This window comes from Rahnella rivi, from assembly GCF_019049655.1.
Lineage (GTDB): Bacteria > Pseudomonadota > Gammaproteobacteria > Enterobacterales > Enterobacteriaceae > Rahnella > Rahnella rivi.
In genome coordinates this window covers 124465-137646 of the sequence record NZ_JAFMOX010000067.1, presented here as the reverse complement: position 1 = coordinate 137646, position 13182 = coordinate 124465, and the positions used below count along the sequence as shown (strand labels likewise).

Annotated in this window: 13 protein-coding genes; 1 reads left to right on the top strand and 12 read right to left on the bottom strand. The window is 53.4% G+C overall.

Annotated features, from left to right (window positions below):
- Window positions 1-22: 22 nt before the first annotated feature.
- From rlpA to leuS, 9 genes are all read right to left on the bottom strand, one after another.
- Complete coding sequence (gene rlpA, locus J1779_RS23730) at window positions 23-1159, bottom strand: endolytic peptidoglycan transglycosylase RlpA (protein ID WP_217204938.1); 1137 nt, start codon at window positions 1157-1159, stop codon at window positions 23-25.
- Window positions 1160-1168: 9 nt separating this feature from the next.
- Entirely contained in the window at window positions 1169-2281 is a 1113-nt protein-coding gene (gene mrdB, locus J1779_RS23725) for a peptidoglycan glycosyltransferase MrdB (protein WP_056771490.1), read from the bottom strand.
- A gap of 6 nt (window positions 2282-2287) precedes the next feature.
- Window positions 2288-4192 (bottom strand): peptidoglycan DD-transpeptidase MrdA, encoded by a 1905-nt coding sequence (mrdA, locus tag J1779_RS23720; RefSeq protein ID WP_122095882.1) that lies wholly within the window; start codon window positions 4190-4192, stop codon window positions 2288-2290.
- A gap of 43 nt (window positions 4193-4235) precedes the next feature.
- Window positions 4236-4706, bottom strand: coding sequence for a 23S rRNA (pseudouridine(1915)-N(3))-methyltransferase RlmH (gene rlmH, locus J1779_RS23715; RefSeq protein ID WP_056771495.1), 471 nt, complete (start codon window positions 4704-4706; stop codon window positions 4236-4238).
- Window positions 4707-4709: 3 nt separating this feature from the next.
- Entirely contained in the window at window positions 4710-5027 is a 318-nt protein-coding gene (gene rsfS, locus J1779_RS23710) for a ribosome silencing factor (protein WP_056771497.1), read from the bottom strand.
- A gap of 208 nt (window positions 5028-5235) precedes the next feature.
- Entirely contained in the window at window positions 5236-5904 is a 669-nt protein-coding gene (gene nadD, locus J1779_RS23705) for a nicotinate-nucleotide adenylyltransferase (RefSeq protein ID WP_217205060.1), read from the bottom strand.
- Between the two features lie 29 nt (window positions 5905-5933).
- Entirely contained in the window at window positions 5934-6959 is a 1026-nt protein-coding gene (holA, locus tag J1779_RS23700) for a DNA polymerase III subunit delta (protein ID WP_217204937.1), read from the bottom strand.
- The gene (lptE, locus tag J1779_RS23695) at window positions 6956-7603 is read right to left on the bottom strand and encodes an LPS assembly lipoprotein LptE (protein ID WP_217204936.1); all 648 of its coding nucleotides are present in this window, start codon (window positions 7601-7603) and stop codon (window positions 6956-6958) included. The genes holA and lptE overlap by 4 nt, the downstream gene beginning before the upstream one ends.
- A 14-nt stretch (window positions 7604-7617) precedes the next feature.
- Window positions 7618-10200: a leucine--tRNA ligase gene (leuS, locus tag J1779_RS23690; protein ID WP_217204935.1), complete on the bottom strand. Its 2583-nt coding sequence runs from the start codon at window positions 10198-10200 to the stop codon at window positions 7618-7620.
- A gap of 270 nt (window positions 10201-10470) precedes the next feature.
- Here leuS and J1779_RS23685 point away from each other — a divergent pair, with 270 nt between their 5' ends.
- A complete protein-coding gene (locus tag J1779_RS23685) occupies window positions 10471-10965 on the top strand; it encodes a zinc ribbon-containing protein (protein WP_217205059.1) in 495 nt (164 codons plus the stop codon).
- A 52-nt stretch (window positions 10966-11017) separates the two neighbouring features.
- Here the strand turns inward: J1779_RS23685 and J1779_RS23680 are convergent, their stop codons facing one another.
- The 3 genes from J1779_RS23680 to J1779_RS23670 are packed head-to-tail and all read right to left on the bottom strand — an operon-like array spanning window position 11018 to window position 13160.
- Entirely contained in the window at window positions 11018-11743 is a 726-nt protein-coding gene (locus J1779_RS23680) for an amino acid ABC transporter ATP-binding protein (RefSeq protein ID WP_056771512.1), read from the bottom strand.
- The gene (gene gltK, locus J1779_RS23675) at window positions 11740-12417 is read right to left on the bottom strand and encodes a glutamate/aspartate ABC transporter permease GltK (RefSeq protein WP_056771515.1); all 678 of its coding nucleotides are present in this window, start codon (window positions 12415-12417) and stop codon (window positions 11740-11742) included. The genes J1779_RS23680 and gltK overlap by 4 nt, the downstream gene beginning before the upstream one ends.
- 2 nt (window positions 12418-12419) lie before the next feature.
- A complete protein-coding gene (locus tag J1779_RS23670) occupies window positions 12420-13160 on the bottom strand; it encodes an amino acid ABC transporter permease (RefSeq protein ID WP_056771518.1) in 741 nt (246 codons plus the stop codon).
- Window positions 13161-13182: the final 22 nt, after the last annotated feature.

The following is a 13182-nucleotide window of genomic DNA, read 5'->3' as shown; positions in this document are numbered from 1 at the left end:
GCTTACGCCCTGTTCAAATCGGTTACATACCGGCTGTGACGAAGGATTGCTGCTGTGCTTCGCTGGCCAGTCGTTGTTTCAACTGTTCGGCCTGCTGGCGGGTGCTGAACGGGCCGAGCTGCACGCGATAGGTGCTGCCATTGGCCTGAACTTTTCCTGGCACCGAGAAACGCTGGCTGAGGCTTTTCTGCCAAAGCTGTGCATTTTGCGGATTACTCAGCGCGCCAACCTGAACCATATAGCCTGAGGTCGGGATGGCAGACGTGTGCGCAGGCGCGGCCACGGCAGCCGTCGCGGCGACAGGCGCTGCACTGGCCATTACCGGTGCGGCGACAGGTTCACTGCTTTCAAGAACGCCATTACGCAGCGGCGTCGGTGCGCTGAGGAAACCTCCACTGCCGCTGTTACCGGATTGCGTCGCGGCCGTGACGTTGGCATTTCCACTCTCATCATTTGTGAGCGGGGCAGCGCCTTGATTGCTCAGCGTACTGTTGCTGATCGGACGGACATCCGCAGCATTTACCGGTTCAGCAGACAGCGTTGGCGTGCCCATTTCACTGGCCCCTAAACTCGGGCGCGCGGGCAGTGCGTAAGACTGTTTGGCGACGGTCGTGCCGATGGTGCCCGGCCCTGTCATCGTGCCGTCCTGCGCCACATTAATGAAATCGATACGTACTTTCGTGCTGTTGGTCAGATTCAGGCGATCGGCGGCGGCTTGTGACAGGTCGATAATTTTACCCGGCACATAAGGACCACGGTCATTGACACGCACGACCAGCATGCGGCCGGTTGCCATGTTCGTCACGCGCACATAGCTTGGGATCGGCAGTGTAGGGTGGGCGGCGGTCATGGCGGTTGGATCAAATTCTTCGCCAATCGCGGTCGTGTTCCCGCCGTTCTCTTGCCCGTACCAGGCTGCCTGACCTACCTGCGAGAAGTTGGACGGATCTTTGACGATTTTATAGGTTTTACCGTTAACGGTATAATCCTGCATCGTGCCCTGGTTATAAGGTTCGTAACGCGGATCAGCCCCGCCGATTTCTACCACAGGGCCATTGTAGGCTTGCTGCGGTGCCGGTTGTTGTTGCTGTGTCTCTTCAGTGGCACAACCACTTAACAGCAAACCGATAATGACAGCTCCAAGCCACTCCTTACGCATTGCTCACCTCTATAAATTTTTTGACATCATTTTTCGATGAGTATGTATCGACATGACGATACCAAACCCTGCCATTAGCACGATGAGTGCTGACCCGCCATAGCTGACCAGAGGCAAAGGTACCCCAACCACCGGGACAATACCACTGACCATGCCGATGTTAACAAACACATACACAAACAGTATAAGCATCAGGCCGCCGGACATCACCCGCCCAAAGGTTGTCTGGGCATGGGCGGCGATCATCAGTCCGCGCATAATCAGGCATAAGTACAGGCCGAGTAACACCAGAACGCCAATCAGCCCCAGTTCCTCGGCAAGCACGGCAAAGATAAAGTCGGTATGGCGTTCCGGCAGGAATTCCAGCTGGGACTGGGTGCCGTGCAACCAGCCTTTACCGGAGAAACCACCTGAGCCGATGGCAATTTTCGACTGAATAATGTGATAGCCCGCCCCGAGCGGATCGCTTTCCGGATCCAGCAACATCATCACGCGGTCGCGCTGATAATCGTGCATCAGGAAGAACCACAGAATCGGGATAAAGGCCGCGACCAGAATGGCGGCGACGGCAATCAGTTTCCAGCTCATGCCTGACAGGAAGAGCACAAACAAGCCGGAAGCAGCGATGAGAATCGAGGTGCCGAGGTCGGGCTGTGCCGCCACCAGCAGGGTAGGTATGAAAATCAGCGCCAGCGCAATGGCGGTATTTTTCAGCGAAGGCGGGCAGACGTCGCGGTTGATAAAACGCGCCACCATCAGCGGCACGGCGATTTTTGCCAGTTCTGACGGCTGGAATTTGATGATGCCCAGATCCAGCCAGCGCTGTGCGCCTTTACTGATACTGCCGAACGCATCCACCAGCACCAGCAGGAATACGCAGAAAATATAGAGATACGGCGCCCAGCTTTCATAGACGCGTGGCGGGATTTGCGCCATGACCAGCATGATCACCAAACCCATCAGGATCTGGCCGACTTTACGTTCCATCATGCCCATATCCTGACCGCTGGCGCTCCACATCACGAACGCACTGTAGGTCAGTAGCGCAAGAATGATCAGCAGCATCGTCAGGTCGATATGCATTTTCGACCACAATGATCTTTTTTGTTGGTTCTCAGTCATTGCCGGTTAATCACCTTCGGTTCCGGGTGCCACGGGGGCCTCAGCCGGTAATTGTGTCTTGTTGTCGCCCAATAAAATATGGTCGAGGATCTGTCGGGAAATTGTCCCCACCGCCGGACCCGCACCGCCGTTCTCCAGCACCACGGCAACAGCCACGGTGGGCTTGTCGTACGGGGCAAAAGAGGTCATCAGTTTGTGGTCGCGCAGATGCTCGGCAATCTTATGCGCATTATAGATTTCATTGGCTTTCAAACCGTAAACTTGTGCTGTACCGGATTTCGCCGCGGCTTTGTAAGGCGCATCAGCGAAATATTTCCTTGCGGTACCGTTCGGCCGGTTGGCTACGCCGTACATGCCGTCTTTGGCAATTTCCCAGTAGCCGGAATGGATATCACCAATTTGCGTGGTTTCTTCCTGGCGATAAGGCACCTGTTTGCCGTCATTTGTGGTACTCAGCAACAGATGCGGTGTTTTGACATCTCCGTCATTGATCAACGTCGTCATCGCCTTCATGATCTGTATCGGCGTGGCTGTCCAGTAGCCTTGCCCGATGCCGACCGGAATGGTGTCACCCTGATACCAGGGTTTCTTAAAGCGTTTAAACTTCCAGTCACGGTTTGGCATATTCCCGCTGCGCTCTTCCGATAAATCGATCCCGGTATAATGCCCGTAACCAAATTTACCCATCCATTCTGAAAGCCGGTCGATACCCATATCGTACGCAACCTGGTAGAAGAAGGTATCGGCGGATTCCTCAAGCGCTTTGGTGACGTTCAGACGCCCGTGCCCCCAGTGTTTCCAGTCGCGATAACGCTTATCCGAGCCTGGTAACTGCCACCAGCCCGGATCAAATAATGAGGTGTTTTTGGTGATCACGCCGGAGGTCAGCGCAGACACAGAAATGTAAGGTTTTACCGTTGAGGCCGGTGGATACACGCCCTGCGTGGTGCGGTTGATCAGCGGTTTATCGGCATCGTTTAGCAGACGGGTGTAATCTTTGCTGGAGATCCCCTCGACGAACAGATTCGGATCGTAGCTTGGGTTGGAAACCAGCGCGCGTATTGCACCATCACGCGGATCGCTCACCACTACCGCCGCGCGGCTGGTGGTCAGAAGTTCTTCAATATACTGCTGCAAAGGCAGATCGATGGTCAGATAAATGTCTTTACCTGCCTGCGGCGGTTCTTCGTGCAACTGGCGGATCACCCGTCCACGGTTATTAACTTCGACTTCTTCGTAACCGGTTTTGCCGTGCAGGGTGTCTTCGTAATAGCGTTCGATGCCGAGTTTGCCGATATCATGCGTAGCCGCGTAGTTCGCCAGAATCCCGTCTTTATCCAGACGTTCCACATCACGATCGTTAATTTTCGACACATAGCCAATGACGTGCGTCAGCGCAGATCCGTAAGGATAGTAGCGGCGCTGATAGCCTTTTACTTCCACGCCGGGGAAGTGGAACTGGTTTACAGAAAAACGGGCGACCTGAACTTCTGTCAGTGCGGTTTTGACCGCAATGGACGTGAAGCGGCGGGAACGCTGGCGTTCTTTCTTAAAATTATCGATATCGTCAGAGGTTAAATCGACGATAGGCTTGAGGGCTTCCAGCGTGGCCTGTAAATCATCCACCTTTTCCGGTACCAGTTCGAGCTGGTAAATGGTGCGGTTCAGCGCCAGGGGGGTGCCGTTGCGGTCATAGATAATCCCGCGGCTGGGCGCAATGGGCACCAGCTTAATCCGGTTATCATTGGAACGGGTCTGGTAGTCCTGAAAACGAACAATTTGCAGGTTATACAGATTGAAGGCCAGGACACCGCTAAGTAGCAGAATGCCGATAAACGCCACCAGTGCACGGCGCACGAAGAGGGCTGATTCAGCCGTATAGTCGCGAAAAGGGTTACGATCTATTTTCATCCCACTACTTAATTCATGTTGCTGACATTCAATTCACCACCCGTTATTCGCGGTGGTATGGATGATTGGTGGTGATACTCCAGGCGCGGTAAAGGCTTTCCGCGACCAGAACCCGAACCAGCGGGTGCGGAAGCGTCAACGGAGAGAGCGACCAGCTCTGTTCCGCCGCGGCCTTACAGGCCGGTGCCAGCCCTTCCGGACCGCCTATCAACAGGCTGACGTTGCGCCCGTCCTGTTTCCAGCGTTCCAGTTGTTGCGCCAGTTGCGGGGTTTCCCACGGTGTCCCTGGAATATCCAGCGTGACAATGCGGTTTCCCTTTCCGACTGCAGCCAGCATCTGTTCGCCTTCTTTTTCAAGAATGCGTTTGATGTCTGCATTTTTCCCACGTTTCCCGGCCGGAACTTCAGTCAGTTCAAACGGCATATCTTTGGGAAAACGGTGCAGATAATCGGTAAAACCGGTTTGTACCCAGTCTGGCATTTTGGTGCCGACGGCGACAAGTTGCAGTTTCACGTATCAGCCCCAGAGTTTCTCGAGCTCGTAAAGCTGACGGCTTTCTTCCTGCATGACGTGAACAATCACTTCACCCAGATCGACAACGACCCAGTCGGCTTCGTTAATGCCTTTTACACCCATTGCATCAATGCCCACGGCTTTGACTTCTTCCACCAGGTGACCGGCGATAGAGACAACGTGACGGCTGGATGTACCGGTACAGATAATCATGCAATCAGTAATACTGGATTTACCTACAACATCAATGGCAATGATGTCTTGTGCTTTCAGGTCATCGACTTTATCGATAACAAAATCTTGGAGCGCTTTACCTTGCAAAGGTTCCCCCTGGGGATGTTTTGAAACACGTTGACTCCATAAGACGTCCGCCGGTGAAGCACCTGAGCGATGATCGTTCTCATGAAGGAGTGGCATAGCGGCAATCTGTAAAACGTCTTAAAGCGTTTAATAATCAATAAATTAAATTGATGAAAGACGCGACGTTATCGGGAGCCGAAATTTAGCGGCGCAGTATACCACGCGATGGCTACGCGCGGTACAAGCCCTGTGATTCTATATAGCGCTCAACGGCGAAAGGCAGCAGATCTGAACAATCAAGACCGGCCTGGCGGCGCTCGCGAATTTGTGTCGCTGAAATATTCAGCAAAGGTGTATGCGCCTGATAAATGAAACCAGCAGGGCGTTGTTTGAGTTTTTGAGGCTCAGTCACCCGGTGGGCATCATACCAGTGCTGGAGCGCCGGTGTATCGAGTTGTTCCTGATAACCCGGTCGTGCCATGACAATCAGGTGGCAAAAATCCAGCAAAGACTCCCAGCGATACCATTTATGTAACGTCAACAACGAGTCCTGGCCAATGATAAACGCCAGAGGACAGCTCTCGCCATGTTCTTTACGTAACGTTGCAAGTGTCTCAATGGTGTACGACGGGGTGTCGACGGACAGTTCCCGGGGGTCCACTGAAAATAGCGGATTTCCCCCCACGGCCAGTTCTACCATGCGCAAACGCTGTTGCGGGCTGGCACCGGGTTGCGGGCGATGCGGGGGGACATTGTTGGGAAGTAACGTCACACGTTCCAGACCGATGTCCTGCGCCAGACGCGTGACTGGTTTGAGATGGCCGAAATGAACAGGATCGAAAGTCCCGCCAAAAAAAGCCTGTAACGGCGCAGTATCGTCAGAGGAGAGCGTAGGGATAACCGGCATGGAAATGTCCAAGTCCTGCGTCAGTACGAACTGGCGGGTAAAGGTTTGCCACAAAGTAGCATGGAAAGACTTTCAAGCTCCGGCCAAATGGACTGACCGTAATCCTGCTTGAGCGTAATTTCCATTTGCGTCAGCAAACGTACCGCCCGATAAAGTTCTTCCAGAGATAAACGCTGAAGCGCCTGCGTCACCAGCGTCCGGCGATTTTGCCAGACTTTTTGCTGATCGAACAACGTACGCAGCGGCGCGCTGTCCATTTTACGTTTCAGGTTCAGCAACATCAGCAGTTCGCGTTGCACAGTGCGCAACAATATTACCGGTTCGCTGTCTTCCTGTTGCAACTGACGCAAGATATGCCAGGCGCGTTTACTTTTTCCTGCCAGCAGTGCATCAAGCCAGTGATATGGCGTGAAATGCGCCGCATCATTCACGGCCGCTTCTACCCGGGGTAATGTCAGTTTCCCGTCCGGATAAAGCAGTGAAAGGCGTTCCAGGGATTGTGCTAAAGCCAGTAAATTGCCTTCGTAGCAGTAGCATAGTAGCTGATTGGCGGGCTCATCGAGCTCAAGCGAAAGGGCTTTTGCACGGCGGGTTACCCAGCGTGGGAGCTGTGCCTGCTCCGGCGTCTGGCAACTGACAAACACGCCTTTATCACTCAGCGCTTTAAACCACGCGCTGTTTTCCTGGCCTTTGGTGAGTTTTGTGCCACGAAGGACCAGCAAAATATCATCGTGCAGCAGCGTGGTCAGCTTCAGTAACGGTTCTGCCATTGGCGCGGTAGGGCCATTTTCAGGCAGCATCAGCATCAGTGTCTGCCGGCTGGCAAACAGGCTCAGTGCCTGACAGGTGCTGAAAATTGAATCCCATTCGGTATGGGCATCGAGAATAAACGTGTAGTGTTCCTGAAAATCAGCCAGCTGCGCCGCTTTGCGGATGCTGTCCTGACTTTCCTGCAAAAGAAGCGGATCATTGCCACATAACACATAACAAGCGCGCAGCCCCTCACGGAGCTGCGCGTCGAGTTGTTCCGGATAAACTCGGATCATTGTGCCGTTGTGCTGGCCGGTGTCGTTGATACCGCAGGGGTAACAGACGACGGGGACGTCATGGCATCAGAGGATTTGCTGGCAGAGGAACCGGTAGTGATCACTTCTACCTGACCATCAACTTGCTCTGCTTTACGCATTTCAGACGCGTGAACCGTTAATAATTTACGGATCAGTTGTTGAGCGGCCTGCTGACGCATCTCCTCCAGGATAATCTCCTGTTCGTTATCTTTTGCCAACGCCGTTAACGGGTTATCAAAGAATGAACGGAAGACAGTCACGTGGAGCGGATAGATGTCTTTACCCGGCATCAGAACCGTCGCGCTGACGCTCATCTGCATCTGATACTCAGCCGTTTTACCGTCCTGGAATACCGATGCAGTAGTCTGACCGCTTAGTTCAGGCCCGATTCGCAGTGATGGAATATCTTTGTGCTTACCGGTTGGATCATCAACGATCGTCACATTGCTTAAACGCAATTGTGTACGGATATCCCGCGTTAACGGCCCGTACGGATCCCCGCTGTCCAGAACGATAGTTTGCAGTTCGTCAGGCACATTGGTTTTTCCACGTAAGTGGAATCCACAGCCTGCGGTAACCATGACTGCTGCGGTCAGCAGCAGTGTCACTATTCGATGTCGCACAGCTCCTCCTTGACTCAACCTACAACCAGGTTAAGCAGTTTGCCCGGGACGTAGATTACTTTGCGAACCGTAACCCCATCCAGATATTTAGCGACCAAATGTTCTTCTGCCGCACGCTCGCGCACTTGTTGCTCGGTAGCATCAGCGGCTACGGTGATTTTAGCACGCACTTTACCGTTCACCTGCACAACGACCAGTTTGGAGTCTTCGACCATAGCCTGTTCATCAGCCTGTGGCCACGGTGCGGTATCCACATCACCTTCGCCGTTGAGCGCCTGCCAGAGGCTGAAGCACACGTGCGGAGTGAACGGATAAAGCATGCGAACCACGGCCAGCAGGGCTTCCTGCAGCAGGGCGCGATCTTGTTCGCTTTCCTGCGGCGCACGGCCCAGCTTGTTCATCAGTTCCATCACAGCGGCAATCGCAGTGTTGAAGGTCTGACGACGGCCGATATCATCGGTCACTTTCGCAATGGTTTTATGCACATCACGACGCAAATCTTTCTGCGCTTCGTTCAGTGACGCAACATCCAGCGCGGCGGTGGCACCTTTTTGGGAATGCTCAAAGGCCAGTTTCCAGACACGTTTGAGGAAGCGGTTAGCCCCTTCAACGCCGGACTCCTGCCATTCCAGCGTCATTTCTGCCGGAGAAGCGAACATCATAAACAGACGTACGGTGTCTGCGCCGTATTTCTCGACCATAACCTGAGGGTCGATGCCGTTGTTTTTAGACTTGGACATCTTGCTCATACCGGCATACACCAGCTCACGGCCCTGCGGGTCGGTCGCTTTAGTGATACGGCCTTTCTCGTCACGCTCAACGGTGGCATCTACCGGGGAAACCCAGACGCGTTCGCCGCTGTTGCCGGTGTAATAGAAGGCATCAGCCAACACCATGCCCTGACACAACAGACGTTTAGCCGGTTCGTCAGAATCAACCAGACCTGCATCGCGCATCAGTTTGTGGAAGAAGCGGAAGTACATCAGGTGCATGATGGCGTGTTCGATACCGCCCACATACTGATCAACAGGCAGCCAGTAGTTGGCCGCAGCCGGATCCAGCATACCTTCGTCGTATTGCGGACAGGTGTAGCGTGCGTAGTACCAGGAAGACTCCATGAAGGTGTCAAAGGTGTCGGTTTCACGCAGACCCGGCATGCCGTTCACGGTGGTTTTTGCCCACTCAGGGTCAGCTTTGATTGGGCTGGTGATGCCGTCCATGACCACATCTTCCGGCAGAATGACCGGCAGTTGATCTTCTGGTGTCGGGATTACGGTGCCGTCTTCCAGCGTGATCATCGGGATAGGGGCGCCCCAGTAACGCTGACGGGAAACCCCCCAGTCGCGCAGACGGTAGTTAACTTTGCGCTTACCGACACCCTGAGCAACCAGTTTGTCAGCAATGGCATTGAAACCGTCTTCGTGGTTCAGCCCGTCGAATTCGCCTGAATTGAACAGCGTGCCTTTCTCGGTCATCGCTTCTGCGGTGATTTCAGGATGGCTGCCATCGGCGTTCAGGATAACCGGTTTGATTTGCAGGTTATATTTGGTGGCGAATTCCCAGTCACGCTGGTCGTGACCCGGAACGGCCATCACTGCGCCCGTGCCGTATTCCATCAGAACGAAGTTAGCGACCCAGATTGGCAGCTTTTCACCGGACAGCGGGTGAATAGCAAACAGGCCGGTTGCCATGCCTTTTTTCTCCATTGTCGCCATTTCTGCTTCGGCCACTTTGGTATTACGGCATTCGTCGATGAAATCGTTCAGGGCAGGATTGTTTTGTGCACCTTGTTGCGCCAGCGGATGACCCGCGGCAACGGCGACATAAGTCGCGCCCATGAAGGTGTCCGGACGGGTGGTGTAAACCGTCACTTTTTCGTCGCTGTCTGCCACGTCAAAAGTGATTTCCACGCCTTCGGAACGGCCAATCCAGTTGCGCTGCATGGTTTTCACCTGCTCCGGCCAGCTTTCCAGCGTGTCCAGATCGTTAAGCAACTGATCGGCGTAATCGGTGATTTTGATAAACCACTGTGGAATTTCTTTACGTTCTACTTTGGTATCACAACGCCAGCAGCAGCCGTCAATCACCTGTTCGTTCGCCAGAACGGTCAGGTCATGCGGGCACCAGTTCACCGCCGAAGTCTTCTTATAAACCAGACCTTTTTCATACAGCTTGGTGAAGAACCATTGTTCCCAGCGGTAGTAATCGGGTTTGCAGGTCGCAATTTCGCGATCCCAGTCATAGCCGAAGCCCAGCAGTTTTAGCTGGTTCTTCATGTATTCGATATTTTCGTACGTCCATGGCGCAGGAGCAGTGTTGTTTTTCACCGCCGCGCCTTCAGCTGGCAGGCCGAATGCATCCCAGCCGATTGGCTGCAGAACGTTTTTACCGAGCATGCGCTGATAACGGGAAATCACGTCACCGATGGTGTAGTTGCGCACGTGCCCCATGTGGAGGCGGCCTGACGGGTAAGGCAACATGGAGAGACAGTAGTACTTCTCCTTGCCAGGCTGTTCGGTAACTTTGAAAGTTTGCTTCTCTTGCCAGTGAAGCTGAACGTGTGACTCGATGTCTTCTGGACGGTATTGCTCTTGCATGGCGGCCGGTGGTCCTGTGAGTGAAAACAGCTACGCCTGTAGCTCAAAAAGTTTTAATCAAAAGATCCGCATAGCATAGCCGATAAGCAGAGGCAGCAACAACACCCAGCGACGGGCTAACGGGGATTTCTGCCCGCATATGGCCCATTATTCACAATCTGCGAAGCAGGCCGGGATAATCTTCGCCACGGATCAGGGATTTACGACTAAAATAAAGACAAGTAAGCAACTGCCGGGTGAACGGTTATGTGTGTTCAAGGAGAGGAAATGATGAGCAATATTACCCAAAATTACCGTCAGTTAGTCACTTCGCTGACTGAGCGATTAAAAAATGGTGAACGTGATATCAGTGCGCTGGTACAGGATGCCCGCGTACGTTTGCAGGAGGAAGGCAAGCTGTCTGAAATCCAGATTGAACAGTTAACCTCCGCCGTGCGGCGTGATTTGCATGAATTTGCCCGTAATTATACCGAGAACCAGCAGGTCGTCGCTGATGACAGCACCGACAGCGTGTTTATGCGGGTTCTGAAAGAAAGTCTGTGGAAAGAGCTGGCGGACATGACCGACAAAACGCAGCTTGAATGGAAAGAAGTCTTTAAAGACGTGAATCATCACGGTGTGTATCACAGCGGGGAAGTGGTGGGGCTGGGGAATCTGGTGTGTGAGAATTGCCAGTTCAGCCTGGCGGTGTATACGCCTGAAATCCTGAGTAAATGCCCTAAATGCGGACATACTGAATTTTCACGCCATGCTTTTGAACCTTGATTGATAAGTCAGCCTGCACCGGGTTCTCCCGGTAGCAGGCTGAATCATCTTATCAGTGCAGAATTTTTGCCAGGAAGTCACGGGCACGATCGGATTGCGGATTATTGAAGAAGTCGTCTTTATTCCGGTCTTCCACAATTTTCCCTTCATCCATGAAGATCACGCGGTTAGCCACTTTGCGGGCGAAGCCCATTTCGTGGGTCACCACCATCATCGTCATGCCTTCGTTTGCCAGCTCAACCATGACGTCCAGCACTTCATTGATCATTTCCGGATCGAGCGCGGAGGTCGGTTCGTCAAACAGCATGGCGATAGGATCCATACACAGCGCACGGGCAATCGCCACGCGCTGCTGCTGTCCCCCGGAAAGCTGACCGGGGAATTTGTTGGCGTGCGCAGATAACCCCACGCGATCCAGCAGTTTCAGCCCTTTGTCTTTTGCTTCCGCCTGATTACGTTTAAGCACTTTGACCTGAGCCAGCGTCAGATTGTCAATGATGGACAAATGCGGGAACAGTTCGAAATGCTGGAACACCATGCCGACTTTCGCCCGCAGCTGCGCCAGATTGGTTTTCTTGTCGTTCACCTGCGTGCCGTTAACCAGAATCTCCCCTTTTTGCACGGGCTCGAGGCCGTTAACGGTTTTAATCAGCGTCGATTTACCTGACCCGGACGGCCCGCAAACCACCACAACTTCACCTTTTTTAACTTCGGTACTGCAATCGGTGAGCACCTGGAAGTGCCCGTACCATTTAGAAACATTCTTCAGTGAAATCATGAAACGGTCCTTTTCTTCAAATAGCGCACCAGCAAGGAAGCGGAAAGGCTGATAACAAAGTAAATAAGTCCTGCAAACAACACCATCTCCACCAGCGTACCGTCACGGTCACCAATGTTGGAGGCGCTGCGGAAGAAGTCTGCGAGGCCGAGCACATACACCAGCGAGGTATCCTGGAACAAAACGATGGCCTGCGTCAGCAACAAAGGCACCATCGCACGGAAGGCCTGCGGCAGGATAACCAGCTTCATCGACTGCCACTGGGTCATGCCCAGCGCCAGTGCGGCAGAAGACTGCCCGCGGGCGATACTGATGATCCCTGCACGGATAATCTCTGAGTAATAAGCCGCTTCAAATAACGCAAATGCCACCATCGCGGAAATCAGGCGGATATCGGTTTTCGGTGACAGCCCGAGCACTTTCTGCAGAAAGCCCGGCACAATCAGATAAAACCACAACAGCACCATCACCAGGGGAACGGCGCGGAACAGATTGACGTACGCCGTGGCAAACCAGCTGATCGGTTTGAAGGTCGACAGACGCATTACCGCCAGCAGGGTCCCCCAGAGGATCCCCACGACAATCGCCAGTGAGGTGATCTTGAGGGTAATGACCATGCCTTGCCACAGATAGGGCAGGCCGGGGCCAATAGAACTCCAGTCAAATTCATGCATATTTATTTACCTCCCATGTTGCCCGGCAGGCGGACTTTACGTTCTACAAAATGCATCAGCAGCATAATCACCGCATTAATGAGGACGTAGGCGACGGTAATGGCAGTAAATGATTCATACGCATGCGCAGAGTAATCAAGCAGCTTACCGGCCTGCGCCGCCATATCCACCAGACCGATGGTTGAGGCAATGGCGGAGTTTTTCACCAGATTGACCATCTCGGAGGTCATCGGTGGCACGATCACTCGGTAGGCATTTGGCAGCAGCACATAACGGTAGGTTTGAGGCAACGTCAGCCCCATCGCCAGACCGGCATTGCGTTGTCCGCTGGGTAACGACTGGATGGCGGCGCGTACCTGCTCGCACACGCGGGCAGCGGTAAACAGGCCGAGACAGATAACGGAAGAAGTGAAGAACTGCACGTTCGGCGCGAGTTCTGATTTGAACCACATGCCGATGTTTTCCGGCAACAGCTCAGGCACCACCAGATACCAGATAAAGAATTGCACAATCAGCGGCACGTTACGGAACAATTCAACGTAACAGGTACCGATGCCGGAGAGAAAACGGTTGGGGACGGTACGCAAAATACCGAACAGGGAGCCGACGAAGAAGGCAATAATCCAGGCACAAATCGACAACGCGACCGTGACCTGAAATCCATTCCAAATCCAGCCCAGATAGGTGGTATTGCCGAAGGGGGCGTCTTGCAGGAAGATGCCCCAGTTCCAATCTATTGACATAAAAACTCCATGACACGGGTAA

Coding starts and splice junctions, on each gene's coding strand:
- mrdA (WP_122095882.1), bottom strand. CDS start 4,192: ATGAAAATAGATCGTAACCCTTTTCGCGACTATACGGCTGAATCAGCC.
- J1779_RS23670 (WP_056771518.1), bottom strand. CDS start 13,160: ATGTCAATAGATTGGAACTGGGGCATCTTCCTGCAAGACGCCCCCTTC.
- mrdB (WP_056771490.1), bottom strand. CDS start 2,281: ATGACTGAGAACCAACAAAAAAGATCATTGTGGTCGAAAATGCATATC.
- J1779_RS23680 (WP_056771512.1), bottom strand. CDS start 11,743: ATGATTTCACTGAAGAATGTTTCTAAATGGTACGGGCACTTCCAGGTG.
- J1779_RS23685 (WP_217205059.1), top strand. CDS start 10,471: ATGAGCAATATTACCCAAAATTACCGTCAGTTAGTCACTTCGCTGACT.
- gltK (WP_056771515.1), bottom strand. CDS start 12,417: ATGCATGAATTTGACTGGAGTTCTATTGGCCCCGGCCTGCCCTATCTG.
- holA (WP_217204937.1), bottom strand. CDS start 6,959: ATGATCCGAGTTTATCCGGAACAACTCGACGCGCAGCTCCGTGAGGGG.
- leuS (WP_217204935.1), bottom strand. CDS start 10,200: ATGCAAGAGCAATACCGTCCAGAAGACATCGAGTCACACGTTCAGCTT.
- rlpA (WP_217204938.1), bottom strand. CDS start 1,159: ATGCGTAAGGAGTGGCTTGGAGCTGTCATTATCGGTTTGCTGTTAAGT.